General features: G+C 58.7%; 35 protein-coding genes and 3 tRNA genes. 26 read left to right on the top strand and 12 right to left on the bottom strand.

Going from position 1 to position 25,904, the window contains the following annotated elements; translation table 11 throughout:
- The first annotated feature begins 161 nt into the window (after positions 1-161).
- From WBQ96_RS18970 to WBQ96_RS18945, 6 genes are read left to right on the top strand one after another with little or no spacing between them, the layout of a single operon-like run.
- Positions 162-1,535, top strand: a complete 1,374-nt coding sequence (locus tag WBQ96_RS18970; protein WP_336552811.1) for a hypothetical protein — start codon at positions 162-164, stop codon at positions 1,533-1,535.
- Positions 1,532-1,996, top strand: a complete 465-nt coding sequence (locus tag WBQ96_RS18965; RefSeq protein WP_336552812.1) for an N-acetyltransferase — start codon at positions 1,532-1,534, stop codon at positions 1,994-1,996. Before WBQ96_RS18970 ends, WBQ96_RS18965 begins: the two co-directional genes overlap by 4 nt.
- Positions 1,993-2,490 carry an HNH endonuclease gene (locus WBQ96_RS18960; RefSeq protein WP_336552813.1) on the top strand — a complete coding sequence of 166 codons (498 nt, stop codon included), beginning with the start codon at positions 1,993-1,995 and terminating at the stop codon, positions 2,488-2,490. Before WBQ96_RS18965 ends, WBQ96_RS18960 begins: the two co-directional genes overlap by 4 nt.
- On the top strand, positions 2,490-4,169 hold the full coding sequence (locus WBQ96_RS18955; protein WP_337035911.1) for a tail fiber domain-containing protein: 1,680 nt from the start codon (positions 2,490-2,492) through the stop codon (positions 4,167-4,169). Before WBQ96_RS18960 ends, WBQ96_RS18955 begins: the two co-directional genes overlap by 1 nt.
- Positions 4,169-6,508, top strand: a complete 2,340-nt coding sequence (locus tag WBQ96_RS18950; protein WP_336552815.1) for a glucosaminidase domain-containing protein — start codon at positions 4,169-4,171, stop codon at positions 6,506-6,508. Before WBQ96_RS18955 ends, WBQ96_RS18950 begins: the two co-directional genes overlap by 1 nt.
- Complete coding sequence (locus WBQ96_RS18945; RefSeq protein WP_336552816.1) at positions 6,508-8,541, top strand: hypothetical protein; 2,034 nt, start codon at positions 6,508-6,510, stop codon at positions 8,539-8,541. The genes WBQ96_RS18950 and WBQ96_RS18945 overlap by 1 nt, the downstream gene beginning before the upstream one ends.
- Here the strand turns inward: WBQ96_RS18945 and WBQ96_RS18940 are convergent.
- Positions 8,479-8,718, bottom strand: a complete 240-nt coding sequence (locus WBQ96_RS18940) for a hypothetical protein (RefSeq protein WP_336552817.1) — start codon at positions 8,716-8,718, stop codon at positions 8,479-8,481. The two genes, WBQ96_RS18945 and WBQ96_RS18940, sit on opposite strands and share 63 nt — an antisense overlap.
- A 160-nt stretch (positions 8,719-8,878) precedes the next feature.
- On the opposite strand from WBQ96_RS18940, the gene WBQ96_RS18935 reads away from it, so the two are divergent.
- From WBQ96_RS18935 to WBQ96_RS18900, 8 genes are all read left to right on the top strand, one after another.
- Positions 8,879-10,762 carry a hypothetical protein gene (locus WBQ96_RS18935; protein ID WP_442920856.1) on the top strand — a complete coding sequence of 628 codons (1,884 nt, stop codon included), beginning with the start codon at positions 8,879-8,881 and terminating at the stop codon, positions 10,760-10,762.
- Positions 10,763-10,764: 2 nt separating this feature from the next.
- Positions 10,765-11,181 carry a hypothetical protein gene (locus tag WBQ96_RS18930; RefSeq protein WP_336552818.1) on the top strand — a complete coding sequence of 139 codons (417 nt, stop codon included), beginning with the start codon at positions 10,765-10,767 and terminating at the stop codon, positions 11,179-11,181.
- Between the two features lie 67 nt (positions 11,182-11,248).
- Positions 11,249-12,043, top strand: coding sequence for a peptidoglycan-binding domain-containing protein (locus tag WBQ96_RS18925; RefSeq protein ID WP_336552819.1), 795 nt, complete (start codon positions 11,249-11,251; stop codon positions 12,041-12,043).
- Entirely contained in the window at positions 12,040-12,240 is a 201-nt protein-coding gene (locus WBQ96_RS18920; RefSeq protein ID WP_336552820.1) for a hypothetical protein, read from the top strand. Before WBQ96_RS18925 ends, WBQ96_RS18920 begins: the two co-directional genes overlap by 4 nt.
- Positions 12,233-12,499 carry a hypothetical protein gene (locus WBQ96_RS18915; protein WP_336552821.1) on the top strand — a complete coding sequence of 89 codons (267 nt, stop codon included), beginning with the start codon at positions 12,233-12,235 and terminating at the stop codon, positions 12,497-12,499. Before WBQ96_RS18920 ends, WBQ96_RS18915 begins: the two co-directional genes overlap by 8 nt.
- Entirely contained in the window at positions 12,484-12,681 is a 198-nt protein-coding gene (locus WBQ96_RS18910) for a hypothetical protein (protein WP_336552822.1), read from the top strand. The genes WBQ96_RS18915 and WBQ96_RS18910 overlap by 16 nt, the downstream gene beginning before the upstream one ends.
- A 2-nt stretch (positions 12,682-12,683) precedes the next feature.
- Positions 12,684-12,935 (top strand): hypothetical protein, encoded by a 252-nt coding sequence (locus WBQ96_RS18905; RefSeq protein ID WP_336552823.1) that lies wholly within the window; start codon positions 12,684-12,686, stop codon positions 12,933-12,935.
- A 111-nt stretch (positions 12,936-13,046) separates the two neighbouring features.
- On the top strand, positions 13,047-13,256 hold the full coding sequence (locus WBQ96_RS18900; RefSeq protein WP_337035910.1) for a hypothetical protein: 210 nt from the start codon (positions 13,047-13,049) through the stop codon (positions 13,254-13,256).
- Between the two features lie 212 nt (positions 13,257-13,468).
- Here the strand turns inward: WBQ96_RS18900 and WBQ96_RS18895 are convergent, their stop codons facing one another.
- Entirely contained in the window at positions 13,469-13,651 is a 183-nt protein-coding gene (locus WBQ96_RS18895; protein WP_336552825.1) for a hypothetical protein, read from the bottom strand.
- A gap of 62 nt (positions 13,652-13,713) precedes the next feature.
- Between WBQ96_RS18895 and WBQ96_RS18890 the strand changes: the two genes are divergently transcribed.
- Positions 13,714-15,237 (top strand): anti-phage dCTP deaminase, encoded by a 1,524-nt coding sequence (locus WBQ96_RS18890; RefSeq protein WP_336552826.1) that lies wholly within the window; start codon positions 13,714-13,716, stop codon positions 15,235-15,237.
- On the opposite strand, the gene WBQ96_RS18885 is transcribed toward WBQ96_RS18890, so the two are convergent.
- From WBQ96_RS18885 to WBQ96_RS18870, 4 genes are all read right to left on the bottom strand, one after another.
- Positions 15,238-15,501 (bottom strand): hypothetical protein, encoded by a 264-nt coding sequence (locus WBQ96_RS18885; protein ID WP_336552827.1) that lies wholly within the window; start codon positions 15,499-15,501, stop codon positions 15,238-15,240.
- 2 nt (positions 15,502-15,503) lie between these two features.
- Positions 15,504-15,683 (bottom strand): hypothetical protein, encoded by a 180-nt coding sequence (locus WBQ96_RS18880; RefSeq protein WP_336552828.1) that lies wholly within the window; start codon positions 15,681-15,683, stop codon positions 15,504-15,506.
- A gap of 267 nt (positions 15,684-15,950) precedes the next feature.
- Positions 15,951-16,292 carry a hypothetical protein gene (locus WBQ96_RS18875; RefSeq protein WP_336552829.1) on the bottom strand — a complete coding sequence of 114 codons (342 nt, stop codon included), beginning with the start codon at positions 16,290-16,292 and terminating at the stop codon, positions 15,951-15,953.
- A gap of 206 nt (positions 16,293-16,498) precedes the next feature.
- On the bottom strand, positions 16,499-16,678 hold the full coding sequence (locus tag WBQ96_RS18870) for a hypothetical protein (RefSeq protein WP_336552773.1): 180 nt from the start codon (positions 16,676-16,678) through the stop codon (positions 16,499-16,501).
- 89 nt (positions 16,679-16,767) lie between these two features.
- Between WBQ96_RS18870 and WBQ96_RS18865 the strand changes: the two genes are divergently transcribed.
- Complete coding sequence (locus WBQ96_RS18865; RefSeq protein WP_336552830.1) at positions 16,768-17,103, top strand: hypothetical protein; 336 nt, start codon at positions 16,768-16,770, stop codon at positions 17,101-17,103.
- Here WBQ96_RS18865 and WBQ96_RS18860 read toward each other — a convergent pair.
- The 3 genes from WBQ96_RS18860 to WBQ96_RS18850 form a co-directional block, all read right to left on the bottom strand.
- Entirely contained in the window at positions 17,100-17,813 is a 714-nt protein-coding gene (locus tag WBQ96_RS18860) for an SOS response-associated peptidase (protein ID WP_336552939.1), read from the bottom strand. The genes WBQ96_RS18865 and WBQ96_RS18860 overlap by 4 nt on opposite strands.
- 599 nt (positions 17,814-18,412) lie before the next feature.
- Entirely contained in the window at positions 18,413-19,057 is a 645-nt protein-coding gene (locus tag WBQ96_RS18855; protein WP_336552831.1) for a hypothetical protein, read from the bottom strand.
- Positions 19,058-19,133: 76 nt separating this feature from the next.
- Positions 19,134-19,373: a helix-turn-helix domain-containing protein gene (locus WBQ96_RS18850; protein WP_336552832.1), complete on the bottom strand. Its 240-nt coding sequence runs from the start codon at positions 19,371-19,373 to the stop codon at positions 19,134-19,136.
- Between the two features lie 141 nt (positions 19,374-19,514).
- Here WBQ96_RS18850 and WBQ96_RS18845 point away from each other — a divergent pair, with 141 nt between their 5' ends.
- From WBQ96_RS18845 to WBQ96_RS18830, 4 genes are read left to right on the top strand one after another with little or no spacing between them, the layout of a single operon-like run.
- On the top strand, positions 19,515-19,847 hold the full coding sequence (locus WBQ96_RS18845; RefSeq protein ID WP_336552833.1) for a hypothetical protein: 333 nt from the start codon (positions 19,515-19,517) through the stop codon (positions 19,845-19,847).
- The gene (locus tag WBQ96_RS18840; protein ID WP_336552834.1) at positions 19,844-20,167 is read left to right on the top strand and encodes a hypothetical protein; all 324 of its coding nucleotides are present in this window, start codon (positions 19,844-19,846) and stop codon (positions 20,165-20,167) included. The genes WBQ96_RS18845 and WBQ96_RS18840 overlap by 4 nt, the downstream gene beginning before the upstream one ends.
- Positions 20,164-20,397: a hypothetical protein gene (locus WBQ96_RS18835; protein WP_336552835.1), complete on the top strand. Its 234-nt coding sequence runs from the start codon at positions 20,164-20,166 to the stop codon at positions 20,395-20,397. Before WBQ96_RS18840 ends, WBQ96_RS18835 begins: the two co-directional genes overlap by 4 nt.
- The gene (locus tag WBQ96_RS18830) at positions 20,394-20,606 is read left to right on the top strand and encodes a hypothetical protein (RefSeq protein ID WP_336552836.1); all 213 of its coding nucleotides are present in this window, start codon (positions 20,394-20,396) and stop codon (positions 20,604-20,606) included. Before WBQ96_RS18835 ends, WBQ96_RS18830 begins: the two co-directional genes overlap by 4 nt.
- 125 nt (positions 20,607-20,731) lie before the next feature.
- Here the strand turns inward: WBQ96_RS18830 and WBQ96_RS18825 are convergent.
- Positions 20,732-20,806: transfer RNA gene (locus WBQ96_RS18825), tRNA-Asn, on the bottom strand.
- A gap of 173 nt (positions 20,807-20,979) precedes the next feature.
- Between WBQ96_RS18825 and WBQ96_RS18820 the strand changes: the two genes are divergently transcribed.
- Complete coding sequence (locus WBQ96_RS18820) at positions 20,980-21,252, top strand: hypothetical protein (RefSeq protein ID WP_336552837.1); 273 nt, start codon at positions 20,980-20,982, stop codon at positions 21,250-21,252.
- An 89-nt stretch (positions 21,253-21,341) separates the two neighbouring features.
- Here WBQ96_RS18820 and WBQ96_RS18815 read toward each other — a convergent pair whose 3' ends face one another.
- Both WBQ96_RS18815 and WBQ96_RS18810 read right to left on the bottom strand, forming a co-directional pair.
- Positions 21,342-21,524 (bottom strand): hypothetical protein, encoded by a 183-nt coding sequence (locus WBQ96_RS18815; protein WP_336552838.1) that lies wholly within the window; start codon positions 21,522-21,524, stop codon positions 21,342-21,344.
- A 108-nt stretch (positions 21,525-21,632) separates the two neighbouring features.
- Positions 21,633-21,791 (bottom strand): hypothetical protein, encoded by a 159-nt coding sequence (locus WBQ96_RS18810; protein WP_336552839.1) that lies wholly within the window; start codon positions 21,789-21,791, stop codon positions 21,633-21,635.
- A gap of 221 nt (positions 21,792-22,012) precedes the next feature.
- Here WBQ96_RS18810 and WBQ96_RS18805 point away from each other — a divergent pair.
- The 5 genes from WBQ96_RS18805 (at position 22,013) to WBQ96_RS18785 (ending at position 25,588) form a co-directional block, all read left to right on the top strand.
- A tRNA-Cys gene (locus WBQ96_RS18805) sits at positions 22,013-22,086 on the top strand.
- A gap of 87 nt (positions 22,087-22,173) precedes the next feature.
- Positions 22,174-22,848, top strand: coding sequence for a protein-L-isoaspartate O-methyltransferase family protein (locus WBQ96_RS18800; protein ID WP_165120830.1), 675 nt, complete (start codon positions 22,174-22,176; stop codon positions 22,846-22,848).
- Positions 22,849-23,027: 179 nt separating this feature from the next.
- Positions 23,028-24,416, top strand: a complete 1,389-nt coding sequence (locus WBQ96_RS18795; RefSeq protein WP_336552840.1) for a TolC family outer membrane protein — start codon at positions 23,028-23,030, stop codon at positions 24,414-24,416.
- A 212-nt stretch (positions 24,417-24,628) separates the two neighbouring features.
- Positions 24,629-25,432: a PopZ family protein gene (locus WBQ96_RS18790; protein WP_336552841.1), complete on the top strand. Its 804-nt coding sequence runs from the start codon at positions 24,629-24,631 to the stop codon at positions 25,430-25,432.
- A gap of 82 nt (positions 25,433-25,514) precedes the next feature.
- Positions 25,515-25,588 (top strand) — tRNA-Gln (locus WBQ96_RS18785).
- Positions 25,589-25,904: the final 316 nt, after the last annotated feature.

The raw sequence follows: 25,904 nt of genomic DNA, 5'->3' as shown, positions 1-25,904 counted from the left end.
CGATCGGCGGTTGGAGTACGGCTGACGGGCTTGTGAATGCCGCTCCGGCGACTGCCATGGTGATGGATAACTGGTTCCCGACCAGCACAGGCGCGCGGCTTCGCGGAGGCTCTGTAACCCGAGCTACGATTTCGCTCTCTGCCGCTCCGGTCGTGAGCTTGATGGAATACAGTGCCCCGAGCAACTTCAAGGTGTTCGCTGCCAGCGCTACCGAGATTTTCGATGTAACGTCACCGGGCAGCCCGACCGTTCCGCCGGCGGCGGCAGTATCGGGTCGAACGACCGGATACTACTCCTACGTGAATTTTGCCACCTCTGGCGGGAACTTCCTGACGGCGGTCAACGGGTCCGATCCGCTGCTGCTCTACGATACCGTTGGTGGGTGGGTTCCGATAACGGGAGTGTCTAGCCCAGCAATAACAGGCATCTCAACGTCTGCGCTCTCCTACGTGTGGAACTACCGGAACCGCCAGTTCTTCATCGAGGGAAGCACACTCCGCGCCTGGTATCTTCCCGTAAACAGCATTGCCGGCGCGGCCAACGTCATTGACCTCAACGGCGTTTTTCAGCGTGGCGGCAAACTACTGTTCGGCGCAACTTGGTCGATGAACGCCGGCAACGGCCTCGATGACAAGTGCGTGTTCGTCACCGATCAGGGCGAGGTTGCAGTTTATCAGGGTTTTAATCCCGGCGATGCGAACAATTGGGGTCTTGTCGGACGCTATGACATGACATCGCCCATGGGGTCGCGGGCGTTCTGCCGCGTCGGCGGCGATCTGCTCATAGGTGTGAAGGACGGGATCGTCCCGATATCGTCGGCAGTGAGCAAGGACCCCGCCGCTCTCAGCCTGGCAGCCGTCACCCGAGCCGTTACGCCAGACTGGAAACGGGAGGTTATCGCCCGCTCTACGCACCCTTGGGAAATCGTCAAGTGGCCCGAGAAGTCGATGCTGGTCATCTCGATGCCGTCTTCATCGGCAGGGCAGGACCATATCGCCTATGTCGCCAACGTCGAAACGGGCGCGTGGTGCCGATTTGTTGGCATGAATATCCGCTGCACGGTGCTTTCGAACGGCAGGCTGTTTTTCGGGACCAGCGACGGCAAGGTGAAGGAAGCCGAAATCGGCGGCACGGATGACGGCGCCGGCATCTACTACACTATCATCGGGAACCCGGAATATCTCGGCAACCGGGCAGCAGTGAAGACCCTGCTTCAGGCGCGGGCGACCTACATCGGCTCGACACCATTCGTGGACAAAATCAGCGTATCCACGGATTACAAGATCAACCTGCCGACCGCGCCGAATGCCGCGCCGGATGTCTCACTCAGCGAATGGGACGCCGGCCTTTGGGATGTAGCACTATGGGATGGTGAGGCTCGATCCTCGTCTGTAAGGGCGAAGTGGGTATCGATCGGCCGCACCGGCTATGCGTTCCAGTATCAGGTTCAGGTGACGGGCGGTCTGACGCCGGCCCCGGATAACGAGTTCATCAGCCTCGATCTGCTCTATGAGACGGGCGGTATCGTCGTTTGAAGCCGTTTTGGGGCTATGACAAGCAGGTTGCGGCATGGGTCGCGGCCCGCATCCCCGGCTGCGAAGAAGGTTTCAACACCTGTCGCGCCCTTGGCGTAGCGACTGACGATCTGTCGGCCATGGCTGGCGGCATCGTCTATCACGACTGGAACCCGCGCGCCCAGATCATGGAGCTTTCCGGCGCTGCCGCTACACAACGCTGGCTGACGCGCCCCGTGCTCTGGCAGATGTTTTCCTATCCCTTCATCGGCTGCGGCTGCCAGATGGTGGTCATGCGGGTTTCCGAGCGGAACGAGACGCAATACGGGCGCGGCATCAAGCGCATCCTGAAGGCTTACGGCTTCAACGAAACCCGCATCGAACGGCTCTTTGGCCGCGACGAAGACGGGCTTGTCTACACCCTCACCGATGACGCCTGGCGCAACAACGGCTTCCACAAAAAGGAGTTTGCAGAGTTATGAGCAAACTGACGCTTGAGCGACTGAAGCAAGTCGTTCACTACGATCGCGAAACAGGCATTTTCACGCGACTTGAAGACCATTGGCGCAGCCCCGCCGGCTTGGAGGCGGGGTATCTCCGTCCCGATGGATACCGGACAATCACGGTAGACGGAGAACGACATCTCGGGCATCGGCTCGCCTGGTTTTATGTGACCGGGGCGTGGCCAGCCGATCAGATCGATCACATGGACAGGAACCGCGGCAACAACCGGTTTGCAAACCTTCGCGAAGTGACGATTGCCGAGAATGGCCTGAACCGCTCGTCCCGCGCCGGGTCGTCCAGCCGTTATCCCGGCGTGAAATTCCGCAAGGATCGGGGTCGCTGGACGGCTCGCATCTCATTGAATTTCAAGCATTACAATCTTGGCTGCTTCGATACCGAAGAACAGGCCTACGCCGCATATCGAGCGGCCAAGATCAACCTTCATGGCGTTGAACTCCCGGAGGCCGCATAATGTCGAAACCCCGCGCACCCGAGCCGCCAGATCCGATGAAGACGGCGCAGGCCCAGACCGGCACGAACATTTCGACTGCCACGGCCAACTCCATTCTGGGCAATGTCAATCAGATCACGCCATACGGCAATTTGACCTTCAACCAGACGGGGCAGCAGTTCGTCGCAGACGCCAACGGCCAGTCTTATTGGAAGTCGCCGGACGGCAAGTATCAGACGAACGCGCCGGGTATGGTCAACACGAACGCGCCAGGAACGACGAAGAAAGAGCCGATCTACGGCCCGACGAGCCGCGACGGCAAGCGTCAGGTCATCGGCTACAAGGACGTGACGACTGGCGGCGGTTCGAGCTCGTCTGTTCCTACGGGCTGGACGCAGGTCAACGGCCAGTTGGTCCCGCAGTATACCGCGACACAGACGCTTTCGCCCGAGCAGCAGAAGATTTTCGAGCAGACGCAGGGCGCACAGCTCAATCTAGGGACGCTCGCCAACCAGCAATCCAAGTTCCTCACCGATTACCTTGGAAAGCCGTTTTCGCTCAACGGTTTGCCGGCGGGTGGCAATGCCAACAGCCTGACGATGCCGAACTATCAGCAGTTCGGGAAAGGTCCGGGGCTCCAGACCGACATCGCCAACGCGGGCAAGATACAGTCGAGCTTCGGCGGTAGCGGCGCAATTACAAACACCTACAGCACGGACTTCTCTAAGGACCGTGATAAGTACGAGAACGCGCTTATGACGCGCCTCAACACGCAAATTTCGCGCGATCGAGAGGCAAATGAAAGCTCCCTGGCCAATCAGGGCATCCGGCTCGGGTCATCGGCTTATGGAGCGAGCCAGGACGATTTCAGCCGTGGCGTAACCGACGCTCGTCTTGGTGCAATTCTGTCTGCCGGCCAAGAGCAGTCTCGCATGGTCGGGCTAGAAGCTGACAGGGCCGCGTTCCAGAATGCGGCGCAGCAGCAAGGCTATAATCAGGCGATGGGCCGCGCTGGTTTCTCCAATCAGGCACAACAGCAGCAATTTGGCCAGAACGCCACCAGCGCCGGGTTCAGGAACGATGCGCTCCAGCAGGGCTATCAGAACGACCTCACGCGGACGCAGGGCAATAATGCGTTGCAGGATCAGTCTCTCAACGCCCAGCTTGCGCGCTTCAATGCCCAGAACACGCAGCGCAGTCAGGCGATGAACGAAGCGTTTGCGGCGCGAAACCAGCCGCTGAACGAGATCAGCTCGCTTCTGTCGGGCTCGCAGCTGACCGCGCCGAATTTCATCAACGCGAACATGCCGACCATCCCGACGACTGACGTGGCCGGCCTGATCAACAAGAATTATGACCAGCGTCTGGGCGCGTGGCAGCAGAACAACGCCAACTCGCAAGGGTTGCTTGGTGGTCTGTTCGGTCTCGGCTCTGCATTCCTCGGCAACCCGGCGTTGATGCCTTCCGACAAGCGTCTGAAGAAGGACACGACGAAAGTCATGGACCTTGACGACGATGGCACCGGCCTGTGGACGTACCGGTACAAGGGTGAAGATAAGTCCGCGCCGAAGCGTATCGGCCTCATGGCTCAGGAAGTCGAGAAGAAGAACCCCGGCGCGGTCGTCACTATGCCGGGCGGTTACAAGGCCGTTGATTACAAAAAGGCCCTGACCGGCCTGATGGCAATGGGGGCGCGCTGATGGCTATCGAAAGCTACATCTTCGGCAAGGGCCAGAAGTATGCCACGCCGCAAGAGCTGGCGCGCGCTCGTGCCATCAACGAGGCGCTGTTGGCAGAGGCAACCAACGGCGTACCCCGCAATGTCGGTGAGGGCTTGGCTTCACTCGGCAAAGCTCTTTCGGGCCGTTGGGGAATGTCGTCGCTCGCCAAGCGTGAGAAGGAAGGCCGGGAAAGTGCCGCCGCAGCTTTCAACCCGATCGCAGCCGCGCTGGGTGGTGGCAGTGCCTTCCCGCCCGCGCCGAAGGCGTCGAATGCAGTAGCTGAAGCGCTTTCCGGCAAGACTGCCAAGGCCGACAATCCGAACCTGCCGAGCCGTCTCGACTTCGCGCGCTCGGATGCGGAGCCGGCAAACCTATCAGGCAACAAGGAAGCGTTCGTTTCCGCACTGATGCCGGCTGCTATCGAGGCATCACAGCGGACAGGCGTCGATCCCCGTCTTATCGTGGCTCAGGCCGCGCAAGAGACGGGTTGGGGCAAGAGCGCACCCGGAAACAACTATTTCGGCATCAAATCCCATGGGCAGGGTGGCGGACAGACGTTCACCACGCACGAGGTGATCAACGGCAAGCGCGTCAAGATCAATGACAGCTTCCGCCAGTTCGCTAGCCCCGGCGATAGCGTTGCCGGATATGCCGATTTCCTCCTGAAGAACCCGCGCTACAAGCCGATGATGCAGGCTCAGGGCCTTGATGCTCAGTTGCAGGCTCTTGGGGCTTCTGGCTATGCCACTGACCCGAACTACGCCAACTCGGTCGGCGCTATCGCTCGAAGCCTGCCGATGCCTGGCGGCGGCGCGGCGGCGGCAACGCAGGCCATGGCGACAGGCGGACAGATGCCGCAGGCACCGGTTCAGGTCGCCAGCCTTGACCCCTCTGCCGGCATGTCTCAGGCAATGCCGCCCATGCCGCAGGAGTACGCCGCAACGGGTATGTCGCAAGAGCAGTGGCAGCGGATGAACGCGCCGCAGGGCGCTGTTCCACCCGCACCGCAAGGCCCTTTGAGCGATATCGCCATGCAGCCGCCTCAGCAGGGCATGCCGCCGCAGGCTGCCCCGCCCCAGATGCTCAGCAGCAACCAGCCGATGGGCGGTCAGCCCATGCCGATGATGCCGCCGGCAGGCACTCAGATGGCACAGGTACAGCCGCCACAAGGTGGTCAGGGCTTCCCGCCAGCGCCGCCGGTTCCCGCCGCTCAGCAGCAGCAGCCAATGCCGGAAATGGCGGGAAATGGTCCGCAGCCACAGCAGGGCGGCATTCCCCTGCAAACGCTTTACCAGACACTCAGCAATCCTTGGCTGAGCGAGGATCAGAAGGCTGTGATCTACGGGGAAATCGAGCGCCAGCAGCAGGCGGCGGACCCCATGCGTCAGTTGCAATTGCAGAAGATGCAGCGCGAACTCACCTCGCCACAAAAGAACTGGCAGAAGCTGGACGACAACACGCTCTATGAGCCCGCAACGGGTGAAATCAAGAAGATCACACCCGGCGAAGAAGCTGCGATGTTTGGCGGCAACTCAGTTGAGGCTCAGGGCTTGAACTATCTCGTCCGCACCAACCAGTTGAGCCGCGATCAGGCTGCCCAGCTCGCCGCCGGCAAGACGATTACCAATCCGGCGGACGGCTCGATCATCTTCCTTACGCCTCAGGGCGTTTTTGGTCAGCCGGCAGGCGGTGGCGCAGCTCAGCCGATCGCGCCGAACCAGCCGCCACAGGCTCAGCCTTCGCAGGGTGGTCAGCCTGCGCCGCAGCAGGGCCAGCAGAACGCACCGCAGCCTCTTAATGCGCCGACGCGGGACGGCCTTCTCCAGATCACGCCGCCAAAGCCCGAGAAGGAAACCGAGTCTCAGCGCACCACAAAGTCAAAGGTGGATACGGCTTTCAAGACCATCACGGGCGAATTGGATCGATATGCCGAACTGGTCGGGAAAACCGGCATCGAGGCAATGCCTGGAGAGGCAAAGGACAATCTGAACACGGTGCGACAGGGCATCATGTTGCAGATGAAGGAGCTGTTCAATCTTGGTGTTCTGAACGGTCCCGACCTGAGCCTTATGGAGCGTATGATCTACGATCCTGTCATTGACCCGCTGAAGGAAGGCGGGCTTGCGAACCTGCCGAGCCAGCTTTTTACGGGTGCATTCGGCGGAGCCGGCGACCGGGCCCGAAACAGCGTGTCGGAACTGAAGCGCATGCTGGGCAACATCAAGCAATCCACGGTTGGAACGACGACTGCCCCGCCACCCCCTCAAGGTGGAGCGGGACAGACATCCGGCGGTCTGAAATGGAGCATTGAACCATAATGCCGACTTTGAACATTGGCGGTCAGCGCATCCGGGTTGAAGATAGCTTTCTGAGCCTTTCACCGGAGCAGCAGAGCGCGGCGGTGGAAGAAATCGCCCGCTCTCTGCCTCAGCAGACTGGCCCGCGTCCGCAGCATCCCGAGTTCGATGGCAGGCTTGTGCCTGGCTACAATCCGAAAACCGGTCTTGTTGACCGGGGCGCGATTGACGAGGCCGGGGCCTTTGCCCTGTCCACGGTCAACGGCGTCCCGATCGCTGGCCCGATGCTGCATGCCGGCGCCAAGGCTGCCGCTGCCGGCCTTGTGACCCCGTTCTCCGATCAGTCCTTCGGCCAAAACTATGCCGACATGGGCAGGCGTTCCGAGAACGTCCGTGAAGACAATCCCATTGCATCAACAGCCGGCGCGGTTACCGGTGCGGTCGCCGGCACTCTGCCGATGATAGCCGCGGCGCCGGCTGCATTTGGTGTTGGGCTTCCGACCATGGGCGGGAGAGTGCTTGCTGGCGGGCTGAGCGGGGTTGGCATCGGTGGAGCAGATAGCGCGGTTCGGTCAGGTGGGGACTTGGATCAAACGGCGTGGGGGGCTCTCGCAGGTGGAGCCGCCGGGGCTGCTGGCCCTGTCGTCGCTCCGATCATCGGCAGGGGCGTCAAGACGGTCGCTGACAAGCTGCTGAACAGCCGCCTTGCCAAGGCTACAGGCATGGACAAACGGGCGCTCGCGCTCATGTCCACCGCCGCCGAGCGTGACGGGCTGCATACTGCCGCTGTTCAGTCACGGCTTGCCGATCTTGGCCCGGAAGGCATGATACTGGACCTTGGCCCAAACCTTCGCGGTCAGGCAGCCGCGCTTGCTGCGATGCCGGGAGAGGGAAAGGAAGTCGTCAGGTCAGCGATTGGCGCGCGCGATGCCGCCGCCAACCGCCGCATTCTCCAGACGCTTGACGACACGCTTGGGACAGCCCCCATTCCCTCTCGAGTTGATGCTGGTCTCCGCGCAAATCAGAAAGCCTTGTCGCCGGCTTACCGGGAAGTGTTTCAGGAAGCTTCCCCGGTCGATTCCGCGCCGATCGCGCAGTTTCTTGACCGCGAAATCCAGACAATTCGCGGCGATGCGCAAAAGGGCCTGCGACAGGTGCGCGGGATGCTGAACCGTGTCGGGGCCGATGAGTTGGACAGCAACCCGGTAGTGCTGTTCGAAACCCGGCAGGCGATTGATGGACTTCTGGAAACGGAAGCCAACAGCAAGGTCATTGAAGCCCTGTCGACGGCACGTCAGGCCATTGATGATCAGCTTCGCGTCTCGGTCCCTCGCATAAAGGAAGTGGATGCGAGCTTTGCCGAACTGGCGCGCCAGAGGGAGGCAGTTGGCCGTGGGCAGCAGGTTCTTGCCAGCGGTCGCGAAGCGCCTCGCCCTGCCGAGCTCATTGACGAGGTGCAGCAAGGCGCTTTGCCGCAAGGCATGCAGATCGGCCCGTCCGCCGTCCCCATGCGTCTCCGTCAAGGGGCGCGGGCTGAAATTGAGCGGATTGTCGGCACGAAGGCCAATGACCGCGTTGCCCTCAAGGATCTGATCAAGGGCGAAGGCGATTGGAACCGCGAGCGCCTGGCAACACTTTTCGATGAGGACCGCGCTGACCAGATCGTCAAGCTTCTGGAGCGTGAAAGCCAATTTGCAGACACGTCCGGTATCGTGACGCGAAACAGTGAAAGCCTGGCGCGTCGAGAGGCGATTGACGACCTTACGGGCAAGCGCGGCGCTGATTTCTCGACGCGAGATGCCTACTCGGCAGGCGGCGTCCCTGCAATTGCGCGCTCCGCAGCGGTGAAGGGCACTGACGCGGTTCTGGAAGCCCTTCAGGGAGTGCGGGACAGCAAGGCTCAGGCGGACTTGGCGCGAGCAATTACCGGCAAGGACAGCGCGGTTCTGGATGCCCTCATGAAGGCAACAGCCGGCTCAAACATCGCTCAGTCAAAGATCGATCGTGTTGCGCGAGCGCTGCTGCTCTCGTCCGCCGGTGGTGTTGGCCGCTGACTTGTGGTCCCAGCACATGGCAATAGCCATCAGTCCGCCGACGAACAGTCCGCCGAACAATGCGCCATAGGCGAAGTCAGCACTAAAACTGCCCTGCAAACTCGAAACGCCCTGATGAATTGCCGCCAGGACGGCGACGGTAATCACGGCAGCGATGATCTGAAGCGTAGCGCGCATCCCGCACAAATAACCGATTTCCCAACGGTTCGAAAGAGCCGCCTCATTCTCATGGAGAAAGTGATGTTTAAGTCCGGCGGAGAACTTCTCAAAGGGAAGACGTGGACCATGAACGGCCTCGGCCCTACACCTTGTGAGCAGCCCGGAGGCTATCGATTGCTTGATGCGATCGGAGCCTGGCTATTTCGCGCACTTTCTCGTTCAGATTGGCGTCACCGCCAACGAATTCTGCACCGTTCAAGTCGCGATCGATCTGCATCGTGAAATATTCCAGTGCAGCGTTCTTGTCGTTGGTGTTCCTCAAGATGAAGTCCAAGGCAATCGTAGCCAGCAATCTGCCCGCCATGGCCTCGCCGCGCACGTCTGCGATCTGTTCGGATATTTTGTCCATCGTATCCACCTCCCAACCCGGGCTGATCATGAAAGCCTGCTGGTAAAAAGTCGAGTCCCCCGAAAATCAGAACTGTTGCCGTCCCACCGGGGCGGCTTTTCTCATGGAGAACAGCCCATGCCACGTGTAAATGGCGTCTACGCCGAACCGCCCGGTACAAAAGGCGTTCCAAACACGGTCATCGAGAGCGGAAAGTACAACACTTTCATCGATGATCTTGTGCAGGATGCGAACACGGTGCGACCGATCCTGGCCGGCGGCACCGGGGCAACCACAGTTATCGGTGCAGCGGATGCTCTGGCGACTGTTTCCTCAAATATCGCGGCTGCCGCCACGACGAACCTTGCCAGCGCTACCGGCGTGGTGGTCAGCGTCACAGGCGCCGCGACCATCACCAGCTTTGGAACCGTCTCGGCAGGTTCTGAGCGCGTCCTGTACTTCACCGGGGCCAGCACCATCGTGCACAACGGCTCCAGCCTGATCTTGCCAGGGTCGAACAATATCCTGACCGAGAACGGCGACGTGATCACGTTCCGGTCGCTCGGCTCGGGGAACTGGCGCTGCACTGGCGTCCAGAAGCGAAACACGCCGCAGATTGCCGGCTTCCGCAACAGGGTCATCAATGGTGACTTTGAGGTCTGGCAGCGCGGGACCAATCTTGGAACTTCCGGCTCGGGCGGCTCCAGCTTGGCCCTCTCTCTTATGCAGGCCGATCGGTGGGCCGGCGTAATCCAAAGCCCGAACCCCGGCACCGGATCGAATGCCATCAATCTTTCCCGACAGGCTCACACTTTCGGCCAGGCGACAGTTCCAGGCAATCCACGGTTCTTCCATCGCCTTCAGGTGACGGGCGTCCAGAGCGGCGCAACCAATTCCGCCGTCTACCTTGAACAGAAGATTGAGCGCGTCGACACCTTTGCGGCAAAAACGGTCACGCTCACCTTCTACGCCAAGGCGGCGTCCACTACGACTTGTGCCGTTCAACTCACGCAGAATTTCGGCACTGGTGGCGGGTTTTCTGCCTCAGTGCCGGTTGCCCCGAATGGTACGGCGACATTCACCCTGACGACTTCGTTCCAGAAGTTCAGCTTTACATTCAGTGTCCCTGCGGTGAACACGAAAACGCTTGGAAGCGACGGGAACGACCGGCTTTCCCTCTTTTTCGTCCTGGCCCAGCAGAGCGGGACATTGCTCGGCAACGCCTACGGTTCTGTTGGGAATTTCGCTACCGCAACCTATGACATCTCGCGTGTGTCTCTGGTCGAAGGCGATCTGATGGGGGATACCGACCCGTTTTCGCCGCGCGCGCTCCAGCAGGAAATTTCGCTCTGCCAGCGCTACTATTTCAACACCTATGCGGACGGAGTGTCACCCGGGGCCCTCTCTTTCCCCGGCTCCTATTCGTGGAATGTTGTCTCAGCGAGTGGCGGTGTGACCACCGCAAAATTCCCGGTTCAGATGCGGCTCATGCCATCTCTGACGAGCTACAACCCCTCTACAGGAGCAACAGGCACGGCGCGCGATACGACTGCCAACGCCGACAGAACGTTGACGTTCGGTTCCATCAGCCAAGGCGGCTGTTACCTCGCGGTCGCCAGCGGCACGGCGGGAAACGCGCTCGCCGTCCATGTCGTTGCAGATGCGGAGTTCTGACCATGATCGAACAGGCAAAATTCACTGAAGCCGGCGATATCCTGGCGGTGATCGGCGGCGAGACTGTCACTGTCCCCAATTTTCCCGGCAACCGCCACCGCGACATGCTGGCTGCATGGGAAGCCGAAGGGAACACGATCGAGCCATACGCGCCGCCGTCACCCTCGATTGATCCGAACGACTACCCGCTGTCTCCCTATCAATTCCGGGCCATGCTCAAGATTGCCGGCATTGAAGGCACGATCATCGAGGCGATCGACGGCATAGCCGATCCGGCAGCGCGGGCCGTGGCTCAAGCGAAGCTCGACTTCGCCTTGTCCTACCAGCGCGCCGATCCTCTCTTTGCGGTGATCGCGCCGATCGTCGGCATGACCGACGCGGAGATTGACGCCCTGTGGCTTCAGGCGAAAGACCTGTAGGCCCTCAACTCTCCCCAAAATCCGAAACCTGAAATCGCGCCGATCTATCGGCGGGAAAGGACGCGCCATGACCTGGCGTCTTGCAAAGAGCCTTGAAACCCTGCGCGCGCAGATCAACGCGCTTTCGCCAAACCGATCGAAGATCAGCGACGGCACGATTGGCGATGCCGCGCATGCTTCGCGCTCGTCGGATCACAATCCATGGGTGAAGGATGGGAAAACCGGCATCGTTACCGGTATGGACCTGACCCACGATCCGGCGCACGGCATCGACAGCGAAGCCTTGGCGGATGCGCTGCTCGCTTCCCGGGACAGTCGTATCAAATACGTCATCAGCAACAAGAAGATTGCCAGCGGCTCGGATGGTCCGTCGCCGTGGAAATGGCGGCTCTACACCGGCAAAAACCCGCACAATCACCACGTCCATCTGTCGGTGAAGCCCGACAAAGCATCCTACGACAGCACCAAGCCGTGGGCGATCGATCTGAAGGTTTCGCCGGCGGCGGTCGCGGCACCAGCCACCAAGCCGAAAAACCCGGTTCTGGTGAAAGGCAGCAAGGGCGCGGACGTGAAGCGCCTGCAAGGGCTACTCGGGCTCGCCACTGACGGGGCATTCGGCCCGAAGACAGAAGCGGCGGTCGTCGCCTTCCAAAAGACCTACAATCTCGTCTCGGACGGCAAGGTCGGGCCGCAGACATGGGATGAGCTTGCATACCAAGCCGCCGTTGCAGCGCAGCGTCAGGCGCAGGCTGCGGCGAGCCCCATGACCTTTACGGCCAACAACTCGACGCCCGCCAAGCCAACCGGCGGCTGGCTGGCCTTTCTCGGCGCAATCCTTTTGATGTTCAGGAGCAAGAAATGAGAACCGTCAATCAACCGACGCTCGCGCCGACGCGCAAGCTCACCGCGGCTGTCGTTGCCGGTGCGGCGCATTCCATCCTTGGGCTGCTGCTCAGGAACATGGCGCCCGAATGGTACGACCCGGAAGTGATGGCCGCAACGCTGCCGCTGGTCATCTTCGCCGCCGGCTACGTCATCAAGGACAACCCAAATGCTTGAAAAGCTGCTTTCCCTTTTCGCGGGTGGCAACGGCTACCTGATCGGCGGCGGCGCGGTCTTTCTCCTGTGGCTGATCACCATCCTCAAAGCCGTCCTGTGGGGCGCGGGGCGTGAGCGCGAGAAACAGGCCGGTGACAAGCTCGCCGCAGCCGAAGAACGCCTTGAGATGGATCGCGAAGCCACGGCAGCCGAACGCCAGGCCGCAGGCATGAGCGACGACGAGGCGCGCAAGGAGGCCATGCGATGGGCAGAGCGCTGATCCTGTCAGCTTTCCTTGCAGGTTGCGCCAGCTTTCCCGCGCCGGTCGAAAACCCACGGCAGGTCTGGTGCGACCACAATTCCCCACGCCGAGACGCCACGGCAGACACGCCGCGCGCCGAACTGGACGAGATCAACACGCATAACGCCAAGGGCGTTCGGTGGTGCAATTGGAGGCCCTGAGCATGGATGAAAACCAAGAGCCGGCCCGCCGCATGGTGGAGCTCCCGACGAAAACGCGCGAGTTCCTTTCTGAACTCAGCCCAGATGACATCGCCACCATCAAGACCGGCCTGCCGATCATCCGTATGATTGTTGGCTTCGGAAAGGTGACGAAATGGCTCGCCATAACCACGATCGGCATTGCAGTCGGGGCAGTCATGTTCTGGGAATCGGTGACGAAAATCCTGGGTTGGTTCCGTCCGCCGCCAGCCTAATCGCGATGGACAGGCTTGGCATTCACTTTCTGGGCAATTTCCGTCAAGTTATACCAGTGGGGGCTGTTGCAACTGCGATGGAGGAGCGATTTGCAACGGCGATATACGAGAGTGATGGACGAAAAGAGCTCGTTCTTGCGCGATGTCTGCAAGAGGCTGCGCCGCGAATTCGGCCATCCAACCGGTAGTATGCAGGGGATGGAAATTGCCAACGATATTCTTGCGTTGTTCGAATCCGGAATAACGGACGAAGAATCGCTGTTGAGCGCCTATCGTGCAAGCCATCCGAAACACCGCCCTCATTCGGGAGGTGCGGCATAGCCATCGTCGGGCTTTCCAACGCTGGGGCCGCGCTCACAGCAACTGTCCAAGCCTTGGCGGAGGATCGATCGCGAAGACCGCCCGAACCTACATCATCCCAAAAACGGGATAGGCGATCATTTTGCTGATGTCATATAAAAGCCCGCCGCTCCGAAAGGGGTGGCGGGCTAGCCTGTTAATGACCTCGACCGAATGTGTGTTGATTCGATAATTTATTGGTCGGAATCGAAGCGTCTGTCCGTCCAAAACGTCGATTGGGCCGAACGGATTTCAACCAATGCTTCGTCATACGCTTCACGATTTTTCTCAACCAAACTCGCGAGTTGCTTAACTAGCAGTTCTCCATCATCATTGCGGTCAGGACGGCGTTCAGCAAGTGCTGGTTGCATGGTCATAGGGCTGGCTCCGTTTTTCGAGTTTTATCCCGACATTATTTTATTAACAAATGTTCAACGATATGGCCACCAAAACGTTCAAACGTCCTGACATAGAATGTCCCGAGATAGTAATTGGTATAGTATCGCCGGTAGGTACCGACGTCACTGGAGTAATTTCCGCGCTACATTCGTCATTTAAAAAAATGAATTATGATATTTACCATATAAAGCTCTCAAAAATAATGGGAGATATCGCTAAACCGCTGTCATATAATAAACTTGTTGAGAGTAACAAGTACAGCCGGATAAATAGTTACATTGATTTTGGTAATTATTTGAGAGAAAACCTTGGAAATGATATATTATCTGCAATGGCTATTGCAAGTATCGTTGAAAATCGACTATCAGATAAGTTAAACAAAGGATTTGAGCGCAAAATATACATCGTTGATCAATTAAAGACTGAAGATGAACTTCATCTACTCAGTGAGGTCTATGGCAAATCTTTTTTTCAAATCTCCGTGTACTCCGCTCGTGATATTCGCGTCGACAATTTATCGAAAGCCATGGCTCACGACGAAAAGCGCGGGGATCGCAATGCGTTTCGTGACAAGGCTGAGTTCCTGGTGGTTAGAGACGAGGATGAGCGTGACGTTCCTCACGGTCAAAAAGTCGGCAAGATTTTTCAATATGCCGACTTGGTTTTGAATGCTGACAAGGTCGACGACCTCAATAAGATTGATCGCCAAGTGGATCGGTTCGTTGATCTCCTTTTCGGCTCCAACCGTTACTCGCCGAACAGGCTAGAGTACGGAATGTTTGTAGCTCATTCCGCCGCGCTAAGAAGCCTCGATCTTTCCCGCCAAGTCGGCGCAGCAATCTTCCGAAGTTCTGGTGAAATTGCTTGTCTGGGTTCAAATGAGGTTCCCAAAGCCGGCGGTGGGACATACTGGGCCGACGATATCTTTGATGCTCGAGAATACAAATTACATGGCGACAGCAATGATGCTCGCAAAGAAGAGCTTCTCAATGAAGTGCTTGAAATAGCTCTTGGAAAAGGGTTCCGATTGGGTGAAGAGAAGACGAAACAATTGGAACGCTCGCAGTTTATGGACGCTCTGGAGTATGGCCGAATAGTTCATGCTGAGATGTGTGCACTTAGTGATGCTGCCCGACTTGGTATTCAGGTGGTAGGAGGAACAATTTACTGTACCACTTTCCCCTGTCATATGTGCTCTAAGCACATCGTGGCCTCGGGTATCGCAAAGGTAGTGTTTTTGGAGCCTTATCCGAAGAGCCTCACATCCGATTTACACTCAGACTCCGTGAAGATCGAAGGATCGTCACGCGGTATCTATGAGAAATATCCATCGGTTGAATATGTGCCGTTCTTCGGCATCACACCGCGTCGTTACCGCGAACTATTCGCCCGTTCGAAGCGAAAGCAGAAAGGACGCTTTGTTGAATTTCAGGGTGACACACCTCGTCCAATAATTTCCATGATCGCTCCATGGTATATGCAACGAGAGAGCGAAATAATTGATCTGGCTCAATTATCTATTTCTGCCTTCATCAATCAGGTTTGGTCGAGAAAACCGGCATAATCACTCCATATCCGGCACTTCACCGGCCACAAACAGCGTCGTGGGCTCGCCATACTCTCCGACGGTCGGGTTTGCCTCTCGGCTCCAGGCGATGACACCGGCATGCTTTCCCGCCAGTCCCTTCGCCGTTCTGATCGCGCGGTCCTCGGTCTGCTGCTCCATTGGATCGAACGCCGGCTGAAGCTCGCCTTCCTCGTCTCGGTCGAATGCCATGACGACGATCAGCTTCGGCGCTTTCTGCCGCGGTAAGGTGTTATCGGACATGATCAGCCGGCTGCCGCGTGTCTACGAGTCGGGGGGATATCCCGAGCCAATAGATCGCCCAGAACTAGCGATGTTTCGCGCAAGAGCTTTTTGATCTCAGCGGCGGGCATTTTTTCGAGATGTTCGGCGGCGTCCAGAAGCTCGACAACCAGTTCAACACCTCGGGCGTGAAGTTGTGGCATCGCATCCTCCAACGAGAGGCCGACGCGACTTGGGCGACTTGGGGGTCTTCGCGCCGGCCATGCAGCCGACGGGGGTCAGGCTACTCAACCACATAATCACCGAATCTCCTGCCGTGCCAGTGAATTTGGAGGGAACATTGCCGCAAGGCGAGCGTTTGCCTCCTGCCGCTAATTTCTGGGATTATGCGAGGAGCGGAAACCGCCGGCGTTCACTCACTCCCCGGCGGCATAGAGCCCGCCTTCGCTGCCCTCGCGACGGCGGGCTTCTTACCGACGGCTCCGCTTCGTCATTGTGTTTTTCGGACGCGCGTCACCGATGGTCTTGGCTGACAATTCCAGTTCGGCGGTGTCTGGAACCTTATCCTTCGCCCACCCTTTGCAGCAGGCTTCCACCGCGGCCACATCGGCTTCCCGCCAGACGTCGCATATGTCGGAATTGTCTGGTCCTTCTCCTTCAAAGCCCAGAATATCCCAGCCTTCCATGGCGTATTGCGCTTCCGCCGCCTGAAGTGGTGTCACGCCGGCCTTGTCGAACACCGCTTGCGCTGCAAGCAGGCCCCGAACGATTTCTTCCGGGTTTGCACCTGGGATATGGATTGTGATCGACATTGTCTCACCCCTTCCTAAAAGCCCGGCACCCTGTCTTTCTCTGATTCTTCGCGATGTTCGGTGGAGCAATACCAGAGCGTGCCGTTCCGAGTATTCACGCCGAACGGCGCGACCTTTCTGCAACCGCTGCTGTGGTCGCAAAGGTGGTTCTCGATCTGCCTTGGGGCAGTCTGCTGTCTGGCCGTGAGATTTTCGTCCGACATGGTTCAGACCAGCGATTTTGGCTTGCGGTCCTGGCGGTCGAGCTTTTCCTGAAGGTGTGCGTTCAAGACCATCTGTTCCTTCAGGGCTTTCATCATATCGCCGCCGTGCAGACGAACGAATTTCTCGGCGGTGGTCTGCAGAATAGCCTCTTGCCGAGCATCAAGCGTGACAATGTGGTCCATGGCGGGACCTCCTGTTAGGCATGGACTCCATAAGAACAAAATGAGAACATAGAGTCAAGTCAAGCCTTTACCCGAAAGCCTGGAGAGAAATGCCCGATACCAGCGGAGCCCGTAGACGTGGGACGGAATGGACGCTGGCCCATGCCAACGAACTGCGTCACCTGATCCGCATTCGCTGCGGAACGTGCAAGATCCAGCGCCATTACTATCCAGGCGATCTATGGAAGCTTTACGGGAACATCGAGCTTGAGCGCGTTGTCAGTAAGATGTTCTGCGAAAAATGCGGCAAGAAAGAATACCTAGACATCGATACGGTCCACCCGACCGCTTCTGAAATCGTGAAAGAGAAGATCAGGGTTCGAACGCTGGTGGAAATCCGGTGGATTCGCCGGCCAGTTTGGCGCGATGACGACATGCCGCCTTAAAACAGGGAAGGTTGCTCTGGCGGCTCTGAAACGCCCTGCGGAAACTTGATCTGCGTTGCCGGCTTGCCCACGATTATCAAGGCATCGTCAGGCACCGGTCGCTGGAGTTTCTTGGCAACCGGCCAGGGCGCGGTAAGCCAAAGCTCGATTTCCTCTTCGGTCGTTAAAATGACCGGCATGGCCTTTTCGTGGATCGGTCCGACGACGCCGTTAGGTTGCGTAGTCAGGAAGCCGTACAGCTCGAAATCGCCAGGGCCGTCCTTGACCTTCCGGACGCCCTGCCACCGCGTCCAAAGGCCAGCAAAGAAGAACAGCGGGCGGCTTTCGTCGCGCGCGAACCAGAAATTCCGCTGGATACCTGTCTCCGGGTCTTTGTCGCCCGGAGTAGGTGATGGTTCGGCAAAGCTCGTCACCGGGACGACGCAGCGATTGCCGATGTCCAGATACTGCTGCCAGTGGGAATATTGGGTTTGGCGGATATTCGTCGTTCCGTAGTCCGCCTTTCCCTTCACGCGCTCGATCGGCGTCGGCATGCCCCAGAGCAGGTTTGCGACCTCGCGCTCACCGTCTGGCGCGTTGCGGACCACAGGGGCTGGGGTGTTTGGATAGATATCGATCGACGGCGGCAGGTTGCCGGATAGGTCGCGCAGCGTGCGCGTCAACTCACGTATGGCCTGCTGCGACGTGGTGATGTTGTACAGATTGCACATCGCGCGAGACTGCCCGCAAAACGGTTGGCGGGCAAGCAGGCAGCTAATGGCGCGCAACACCGATATCAGGGCGAACCTCAGTCATAACCGTGTTTCTTACTCCATTCTGCCAATTCGCGGTCAAGGGAGGCTTCGTCATCGTCTGCTGGTGGGCTGAAATTCCAGCGATACGTGCCATCAGGCAAGATATCCAACGATAGCGGTTCAAGTCCCGCTGATCGCAGAGCGTTCACAACGGTCTTGATATCTGATGCTCGAAGGCGAGGGCGGTTCGTATTTGTGGTCACAGCCGAAAATCTTCTTCGTCAATGGCGTTACTAGAGCAGTCTGACGTGGCTGGAATGATGAGAACCGTGACCGCGCCAAGCTTGACTTCGACTCGCACACCCTCCTTGCGAGCCGCGCGCATGATGGCCCGCAATTGATTTTCAGGAAGTGCTATTGAGCGTGACATGGAACCCTTGGGGTATCTATTCGCCACCGTCGACAGCCTGTCTTGGGCGTCCACGGTGGTTACTCGCTATTCGATCCGTCGCCTTTGTCCCTACTCATATAGCGCCTGAGTTTCCAGTCCTCGCCTTCCTGATCAGTGCTTGCGGTCAGACCTCCTCAAGCTCATATGGTTCAGGAGCGGCAATCGTGTCGATGCGTCTAATCTCGGTCCCGGGGATAAAGTCATCGAGCGATACGGCTGCAAACGTATCGTATTCCCGGTTGTAGGAGCGCACGAACTCCGGTGCGCGCTTCTCGACGTGGTCTAGAAGCAATTTCCCCTCCAGCACCGCAAGGAGGATCGAAGATATCAGATCATCGCGCATGTGCCGGGGAAACGCCCGAGAGATAACCTTGCTCACGTGGGCATAGACCACATCAGGCGAGTACCGCACCGTGTTGATTGATTGTTTCTTTTGCCGCCTATCGCGATAGTACTGTCGGTTTTGCTCGACATGTGTTCGGTTATATTGCCTATTGTATTCACTCAATCGCTCTCGACAATCCTTACGATACTGGCGCATGCGAGCTTTTATGTGCTCTCTATGTTTCTCTCTATAAGCCTTTTTATCGGCCAGCTCTTTTTCCCTATTCCTCTCCGAATAGGCTTTTCGTTGTCGCTTGCCCTTTTCGGTAGCACGGTATCTTTGTTGCGCCGCAGTGGCCTTTTCACGATTATTTCTCTGCCAAGCGCGACCTTCTGATCGCTTCCGTTGCAATCTTTCTTCGGGCGTTAACTTGGAGAGTTCCATCAAAACCATCCGGTAACAGGGCCCCGCCCGTAACCGTGGGTAGGGCGGATGGTCCGCCCGTATGGTTAACGAAAGGTTAACTGCTGCGGTCTCTTAAACGCACTCCTGGACCATTCCCGTTCTGCTCAATGAACATCACCCCGCCAGATTCCAGCGCGCTCTTCACAGCTTGAACATTATCGGCGGAACTGCGTCCGGGCCCGATTTTTTCCATTCTCTTGATGGTCGCAAGGGCAAGGCCGGTCTTCTCGGCTAGATCGCCTTGCGACCAATCTATCAGCGCGCGCGCTGCTCTCATCTGGCTTGCATTGATCAATGTGCACTTCCCTTCGTTAATCTTTATAGCTCACGACTTGCACAAAAAGATTGACAGGACAATTGTTAAGGCCCATTAAGGTTACCAGATGCGCTAAAAAGTGCAACGGGCGCACCTTAATAGAGATTGGGAGAACCAAAAATGCCTAACATCACTGTTCGGGCAGCCGCCGAAGGCTTGCCCTCAATCAACCGACGCATATTCCTCCGGGGCACGGCTGCTCTCGGTGCCATGAGTGCCACAGTGGCCGCCCCGGCATTCGCTGCCGAGCCTGAAACTACGATCCACGAAAGAGCCATCTGGCACATGCGCGAATTGGAGCGGTTGGCCGTAGAGGATGGTGCTGGGTCAGCCATGGTCATGGTCGTCGGTCGCCCATGCCACGGCCAGTACAAGGGGTTCAAGACCATGTTGATCGATCATCATGGGAATCTTCGTGATGATGACAGCATGTTCGTGGAGGCGCGAACATGAGCATCACCCGCCGCCTTTTTCTTCGCAATACCGCCGTCGCAACGGCAGTGGTTGCAACTGTCGGGGCCCCCGCCGTCGCGGAAGCCGCCAAACAGAACAGCCCGGCCATGGATCATTGGGCGGCGTTTATCGCTTCACTCGGGGAGCGCGTACCGGCAGGAAGCCGCATTCAAATATTCGGCGGCACCACGCACGTTCGCGCCGAAATTATGGTGACTTCAATCGAACAGGTCCACCCGAAGGTGGCGATGCCTGTAGAGCGCATCGTTGCCTCCTACCGGCTTCGGCGCGAAGGATGGGTTTCGGAGGACCGGCCATGACCAAAGCCAGTCTTTCCGACACCCCAAATTTCATCGGCAATCTGTCCGAGTTACTGACCGCCTCGATTGAAATCCTGCTGGAGGCGGATCGGCATACGATTAAAGCCACGCTCGAATCACTCGACCGCGTGACATCTTTGCTGATCATCGGTCGCGATATGTGCGACCGCACCTTGCAAGAAATCGAAAGCGGCCCGGAGGAAGAGGAAGAAGCGGGGGCAGCGTCATGAACACGCAAGAAATGGCTCGGCTTAAACTGCTCGACGCGATTGATGAACTTGACGTGACATCGGGCCTTTGCCGCGCGCTCGATATGGCTCTGGAAAATGATGACAGCGAGAACTCAGAAGCGCTGCGGCAACTGCTGATCGTCATTTCCAACAAGGTCGCCAAAGCGCGCGGGTATGTTGATGAAGCGCGGGAGAGCGTCCTGCCATGATGCTCATCCGCATCCGGCTCGCGCTGTTGATTCTGAAGGCCACTGGAATTGCCAGTGCGTACCTATTGCGTACCTGGGAAGAAAACGAGGAAAACGAGCGAATTAGCTAAGCGCTTGAAAAGGCTTGGCTCCCCGGGCCGGATTCGAACCAGCGACCAACCGGTTAACAGCCGGTTGCTCTACCACTGAGCTACCGGGGAACAGCGGCTCGTTTGAACGAGGGTGCCTATAGCAAACCAAATTCAGCTTTGCAAAGCGCCAATCTGCATTTTTCATGGAATAATATGCCCGGCGCCTCGCAATTGCGACGGAAAGCCTCATATGTGGGCATCCGGCCGGGATTTTGGTGGATATGGAAGACGGCAAAAGACTCATGACGGAGCAGGCGAACCAGTCGAGCAAGACGTCCAGGCGCGTCATAACCGTGTTTGGCCGCGAGATAAAAATGCCGCGGTCGCGCAACAAGCGCGTGGCGATCGGCGTGGGGCTGACGATTCTCGGCCTTCTCGGCTTCCTGCCGATTCTCGGCTTCTGGATGGTTCCGCTCGGGCTTCTCGTGCTTTCCTACGAATTCGCGCTGGTCAGGCGTTATCGCCGCCGCGGTATCGTCTGGTGGGAGCGGCGGCGCAACAACCGCTCGCGCTGAAGCGGCCATCTGCCGTTTTCCGGGTGATTCGATCAGGTTTTGAGGCTCAAGTCAGGACGGCGCGATTGCTCAGGATCGAGCACAAAGCCTCATTCAATCGGCCCTGAAAGACGAAACTCTCTTTTGTCGGCGTTCCAGACCAGATTGAACACAGCCTCGGGATTTTCCTTCCATATCTCCACCGCCTGGCGGTCGACCCGTATTTTGCGGCCGTTCACCAGCACTGTTCTTGCGGTTTTCGTCTTGCCGACGTCGTCATAGGAGATTTCCATCGCTCCCCCTTTGTCTTGTCCCTTCCTTATCTTTGAGTGGTGCGGCCGATTGCCGATATTAAATTAGACACATTGCAACAAAGAAAGTTCCGTTTGCGCTCGCCGGCCTCACGGTTCCTGCTGTCGGCAGCTCGGCTGGCCTTTGAACTCGCGCGACAGGCAGCCATATTCGTCGAACTTGCCGGCGGTGTCGCGAACCGCCTTGGCTGCGCCGCAGCCGCAGAGGGCGAGTGGTATCAAAACGGCAATGGCCAGTTTCCAGCGCACGATTTTCTCCACGGCTCGAGCGTTCCGTCGGATGGCGATGAACATGATGCGATTCTATCCCGCATCAGATGAACTGCAACCGCCCGGCCATGGCTGAAAATCGGCGCGGTCTACAATGCGTTCACGATGCCGCAGAGGATTTTGTTCGGAATGGCTGTCTGTCGCTTGACGGCAATTTGCCCGCAACCTATTGAAGCGGCGTAGAACGCCGGCAGCGGCGAGGCCTCGTGGCGGAGTGGTTACGCAGAGGACTGCAAATCCTTGCACCCCGGTTCGATTCCGGGCGAGGCCTCCAATCTGCCACAGCGGCCGCCATGCGCGGCTACAGCGTTCACGCGAAGTGAAACGCGCAACGCTTGCGCCGAGACGGGTTGTTTTGGGCATGGACACTGATTTTTCCGAACAGCGCGTGAAGATGGTCGATGGCCAGGTCCGCACGACGGATGTGACCGATCAGGCCTTGCTCGACGCCATGTTGTCTGTGCCGCGCGAAGCCTTCGTCGGCGCCAACCGCCGCAACCTCGCTTACATCGATGAGCATATCGAGATCGCATCTCCCGCGTCCGGCCAGCCTGCGCGGTACCTGATGCAGGCCTCGCCCTTCGCCAAGCTGACGCAGCTCGCCGAAATCCATTCGAGCGACTTCGTTCTCGATGTCGGTTGCGGCACCGGCTATTCGTCGGCGGTTCTGTCGCGCCTGGCCAGCTCGGTCATCGCACTGGAAAGCGACCCTGTGCTCGCGCAGAGCGCGACATCGACGCTGGCAAACCTCGGTTACGACAATGTCGTTGTCGTCCAGGGCGCGTTGAACGAAGGCCACGGCGCAGAGGCGCCCTATGACGTGATTTTCATCGGCGGAGCGGTCGAAGAGATACCTCAGGCGCTGTTCGATCAGCTGAAAGAGGGGGGCCGACTCATTGCCGTGGAAGGGCAGGGCAATGCGGGCGTCGCCCGTCTGTTTTTAAAGACTACTGGCATTGTTGGCGGCCGACGTGCATTTAATGCGGCAATTCGGCCACTGCCGGGATTCGAACGCATCCGCGCATTCGAATTTTGAGGCGGAAAGTCTTGCGACTATCGCGTCATCGTGGTGGCTTAGTGTTTGGACCATCGTTGCTGAGTCCTGTGCGTATTCGTGTGGGCATTTGGCAGGGGGCGTGAGTCGGATCGTGTTGGTGAGGCGCAACGCCTGAATTGACCGATGTGACGCCCGCAGAAACGAATGAGGGAATAGTCGTGTCGTTTATACGCAAAGGCATTTTCACTGCCGTATTTTTGTCGGCCACCGCGCTGTCTCCGATAGCTGCTTCCGCCGAAACCATCCTCGGCGCACTTTCCAAGGCCTATCAGTTCAATTCCTCGATGAATTCGAGCCGCGCCGGCGTAAGGGTGACGGACGAGGGGGTCGCGATCGCGAAATCGGGATACCGCCCGACGATCAACGGCTCGTCGAGCGTCGCTTATTCGTCGACGAGGGACGTCAACAGGCAGTCGACCGCCAGCTTCGGCATCCAGATCAACCAGATGCTGTTCGATGGCTTTCAGACCAGGAACAATGTCGCAGCCGCCGAAGCGCAGGTGTTCGCGTCCCAGGAAAATCTGCGCAACACTGAAATGAACACGCTGTCCAGCGCGGCCCAGGCCTATATGGACGTCATCCGCGACCGCCAGATCGCTGTGCTGCGCGAGCAGAATCTTAAATTCCTGGCCGAGCAGGTTCGTGCGGCCAAATCCCGCTTCGATGTCGGCGAGGGCACGCGCACGGACGTTGCGCAGGCCGATGCCGCCCGTTCGCTGGCCGAAGCGCAATTGGCGGCGGCGCGCGCGCAGGCGGCGGCGAGTGCCGCGACCTATCGCCAGATCGTTGGCGAGGAGCCGGGCAAGCTCAAGGCGGCGTCGCCCCTGGCGAAATTGCTGCCCAAGAGCCTGGATCAGGCATACGGCCTGGCTTCCGCCCAGCATCCGGCAATCCTGGCCGGGCAGCATCTCGTCGATGCCGCCGGTTTCTCGGTGAAATCGGCGGAAGGCGCGCTGCTGCCACAGATTTCTGCGTCGGCAGGCGTTTCGCATGCCTACAATCAAACCAACGGCATCCTGTCCGGGACGGGTCTGAGCGGGCAGAGCACGACCAACAGCGATACCGCCCAGATCGGCGCGTCGATCACGGTTCCGATCTATTCGGGGGGTCGTACCTCCGCACTCGTCCGCCAGTCCAAGGAACAGCTTGGCCAGCAGCGCATCCAGGTCGATGTGTTTCGCGATCAGGTCCGTCAGGCCGTTGCATCCTCCTGGACCTCTTACATTGCCGCGCAGGAAAGCGTCGCCGCAAACCGCTCGGCCATTGCCGCTGCCCAGCTGGCGCTGAACGGCGTCATCGAGGAGCGCAATGTCGGCCAGCGCACGACGCTGGACGTGCTCGATGCCCAGCAGGACGTCATCAACGCACAGATCAATCAGGCCAACTCCGAAAATCAGGTCGTCGTGGCGAGCTACGGCATTCTGCAGGCCACCGGCCAGCTTTACGCCAAGCGGCTCGGCCTGCAGGTCACCGAATACAAGCCGGAAGAGCACTACAAGGCCGTCAAGGACAAGTGGATCGGCCTGCGCACGCCGGACGGCCGCTGATATCGTTCCATTCCGGTTCCCGCCGGTTTTCGAGAGGCGCCCTTGTGGCGCCTCTTTTGATTCCAGGGCTCTATTCTGTTGAAATCGCCTAAGGGCTGACTTTGGGGATTCTCCAAGGTCGATCCGTCCGCTACCCTAACCGTTGATTCGAATTCCTGCGGCCTAAGCCAATGGAATCGTTAATTTTGGTCACAAGGGCGGCGGATGTGACGATGGCACAGGCAAGCAGCGTACAGCGCGAACCTTCGATGGAAGAGATTCTGGCTTCCATCCGCAGGATAATCGAAGACAGCGACACCGTCCGAAAGAGTGCCGACGAACTGGCGGCGCTTGGAGACGACGTCGATGTCGCACCCGTCGACAATGCGGTGATCGAGGTCGATGCCTTCCGCGCCGAACTGCGCGCGGCCCGCGCCGCTCCCGAACACCCAAAACCGCTGTCCATGGCCGAAGTGCAGGCGCAGATTGCCGAAGAAGCGCCGCAGAACCAAGAAATTGAACAACAGCCCGCCGAGTCCGTGGCGGTTGCCTATGCTGAGCCTGAAGTGAGCGAAGCACCGGCTGAGACGCCGGTTCTGGCGGAGCCCGAGTGGAATGTGCCGCAAGCTGCCGAGGCAGCTCAAGCCGCCGTATCGCAGCCGAGCTACGAGGACGAACTGGACGCGGCTCTGGACGAGCTTTCGCTGGAGCAACCTGTTGCGCCCACGCCGGCCGTCGAATCGCCTTCGCCGTCGTACAATGCCTATGCGCCGGTTTCGACGGCGAAGCCTGATTCTGTCTCAGCCGCGGCCGATATCGCCCGTCCGGCGATCATTTCCGAGCATGCTGGCCGTCAGGTCGCAGCCGCTTTCGGCGAGTTGTCGGAAGCCTTTGCCGCCAGAAGCCGCAAGACTTTCGACGAAATGGCCGAGGAAATGATGCGACCCATGCTGCAGGATTGGCTGGACAACAATCTGCCGACGCTGGTCGAGCGCCTGGTGCGCGAGGAAATCGAACGCGTCGCGCGCGGGGCGTGACCGCGCCATTGCATTTGCCGGCAAGATCAAGCATCTAATCGCCCGATACGCCATCGCCTTTGACTGACTGAAGCCGATCTTATCCCGCTTCGTCTAATGGTAGGACACCGCCCTTTGACGGCGTGAATCGTGGTTCGAGTCCATGAGCGGGAACCACAATATGTCTGGGCGATCCTCGAGCCTGTAGGAAAGATTTACGCCAGATTTCCTGCTAACCTATTGTTTTCCTTTACTGCGAACATTTTTTCACACCCGATCTTTCCTCACCCCATCAGCCTTCATCCATAATCCCCCCATCGCTCCTGCGGGACCGGGTCTGGAACCGGGATCAAGGGGGAGTGGCGGTGACCTCCCGCCCTGGTGTGGTAGCCAGGGACCCGAGGGCCCGACACAGGCCGGCGTGGAACGAGCACGGCGCAAATGCCTCTGCCCAAAACCATGCGGAGAACCCGCGGCGTCTTGTCCATGGAAT

The organism is Mesorhizobium sp. CCNWLY176, from assembly GCF_037153935.1.
GTDB classification, from domain to species: Bacteria; Pseudomonadota; Alphaproteobacteria; order Rhizobiales; family Rhizobiaceae; genus Mesorhizobium_M; species Mesorhizobium_M zhangyense.
Note: the sequence above shows the minus strand (reverse complement) of the source record. Positions and strands in the feature narration are given on the sequence as shown.

Coding starts and splice junctions, on each gene's coding strand:
- WBQ96_RS18820 (WP_336552837.1), top strand. CDS start 20,980: ATGACGGAGCAGGCGAACCAGTCGAGCAAGACGTCCAGGCGCGTCATA.
- WBQ96_RS18890 (WP_336552826.1), top strand. CDS start 13,714: ATGGCCACCAAAACGTTCAAACGTCCTGACATAGAATGTCCCGAGATA.
- WBQ96_RS18880 (WP_336552828.1), bottom strand. CDS start 15,683: ATGCCACAACTTCACGCCCGAGGTGTTGAACTGGTTGTCGAGCTTCTG.
- WBQ96_RS18860 (WP_336552939.1), bottom strand. CDS start 17,813: ATGTGCAATCTGTACAACATCACCACGTCGCAGCAGGCCATACGTGAG.
- WBQ96_RS18845 (WP_336552833.1), top strand. CDS start 19,515: ATGCCTAACATCACTGTTCGGGCAGCCGCCGAAGGCTTGCCCTCAATC.
- WBQ96_RS18925 (WP_336552819.1), top strand. CDS start 11,249: ATGACCTGGCGTCTTGCAAAGAGCCTTGAAACCCTGCGCGCGCAGATC.
- WBQ96_RS18950 (WP_336552815.1), top strand. CDS start 4,169: ATGGCTATCGAAAGCTACATCTTCGGCAAGGGCCAGAAGTATGCCACG.
- WBQ96_RS18875 (WP_336552829.1), bottom strand. CDS start 16,292: ATGTCGATCACAATCCATATCCCAGGTGCAAACCCGGAAGAAATCGTT.
- WBQ96_RS18835 (WP_336552835.1), top strand. CDS start 20,164: ATGACCAAAGCCAGTCTTTCCGACACCCCAAATTTCATCGGCAATCTG.
- WBQ96_RS18930 (WP_336552818.1), top strand. CDS start 10,765: ATGATCGAACAGGCAAAATTCACTGAAGCCGGCGATATCCTGGCGGTG.
- WBQ96_RS18870 (WP_336552773.1), bottom strand. CDS start 16,678: ATGGACCACATTGTCACGCTTGATGCTCGGCAAGAGGCTATTCTGCAG.
- WBQ96_RS18830 (WP_336552836.1), top strand. CDS start 20,394: ATGAACACGCAAGAAATGGCTCGGCTTAAACTGCTCGACGCGATTGAT.
- WBQ96_RS18945 (WP_336552816.1), top strand. CDS start 6,508: ATGCCGACTTTGAACATTGGCGGTCAGCGCATCCGGGTTGAAGATAGC.
- WBQ96_RS18915 (WP_336552821.1), top strand. CDS start 12,233: ATGCTTGAAAAGCTGCTTTCCCTTTTCGCGGGTGGCAACGGCTACCTG.
- WBQ96_RS18790 (WP_336552841.1), top strand. CDS start 24,629: ATGGCACAGGCAAGCAGCGTACAGCGCGAACCTTCGATGGAAGAGATT.
- WBQ96_RS18970 (WP_336552811.1), top strand. CDS start 162: ATGGAATACAGTGCCCCGAGCAACTTCAAGGTGTTCGCTGCCAGCGCT.
- WBQ96_RS18955 (WP_337035911.1), top strand. CDS start 2,490: ATGTCGAAACCCCGCGCACCCGAGCCGCCAGATCCGATGAAGACGGCG.
- WBQ96_RS18910 (WP_336552822.1), top strand. CDS start 12,484: ATGGGCAGAGCGCTGATCCTGTCAGCTTTCCTTGCAGGTTGCGCCAGC.
- WBQ96_RS18885 (WP_336552827.1), bottom strand. CDS start 15,501: ATGTCCGATAACACCTTACCGCGGCAGAAAGCGCCGAAGCTGATCGTC.
- WBQ96_RS18895 (WP_336552825.1), bottom strand. CDS start 13,651: ATGACCATGCAACCAGCACTTGCTGAACGCCGTCCTGACCGCAATGAT.
- WBQ96_RS18865 (WP_336552830.1), top strand. CDS start 16,768: ATGCCCGATACCAGCGGAGCCCGTAGACGTGGGACGGAATGGACGCTG.
- WBQ96_RS18815 (WP_336552838.1), bottom strand. CDS start 21,524: ATGGAAATCTCCTATGACGACGTCGGCAAGACGAAAACCGCAAGAACA.
- WBQ96_RS18905 (WP_336552823.1), top strand. CDS start 12,684: ATGGATGAAAACCAAGAGCCGGCCCGCCGCATGGTGGAGCTCCCGACG.
- WBQ96_RS18840 (WP_336552834.1), top strand. CDS start 19,844: ATGAGCATCACCCGCCGCCTTTTTCTTCGCAATACCGCCGTCGCAACG.
- WBQ96_RS18855 (WP_336552831.1), bottom strand. CDS start 19,057: ATGGAACTCTCCAAGTTAACGCCCGAAGAAAGATTGCAACGGAAGCGA.
- WBQ96_RS18960 (WP_336552813.1), top strand. CDS start 1,993: ATGAGCAAACTGACGCTTGAGCGACTGAAGCAAGTCGTTCACTACGAT.
- WBQ96_RS18940 (WP_336552817.1), bottom strand. CDS start 8,718: ATGCGCGCTACGCTTCAGATCATCGCTGCCGTGATTACCGTCGCCGTC.
- WBQ96_RS18800 (WP_165120830.1), top strand. CDS start 22,174: ATGGACACTGATTTTTCCGAACAGCGCGTGAAGATGGTCGATGGCCAG.
- WBQ96_RS18920 (WP_336552820.1), top strand. CDS start 12,040: ATGAGAACCGTCAATCAACCGACGCTCGCGCCGACGCGCAAGCTCACC.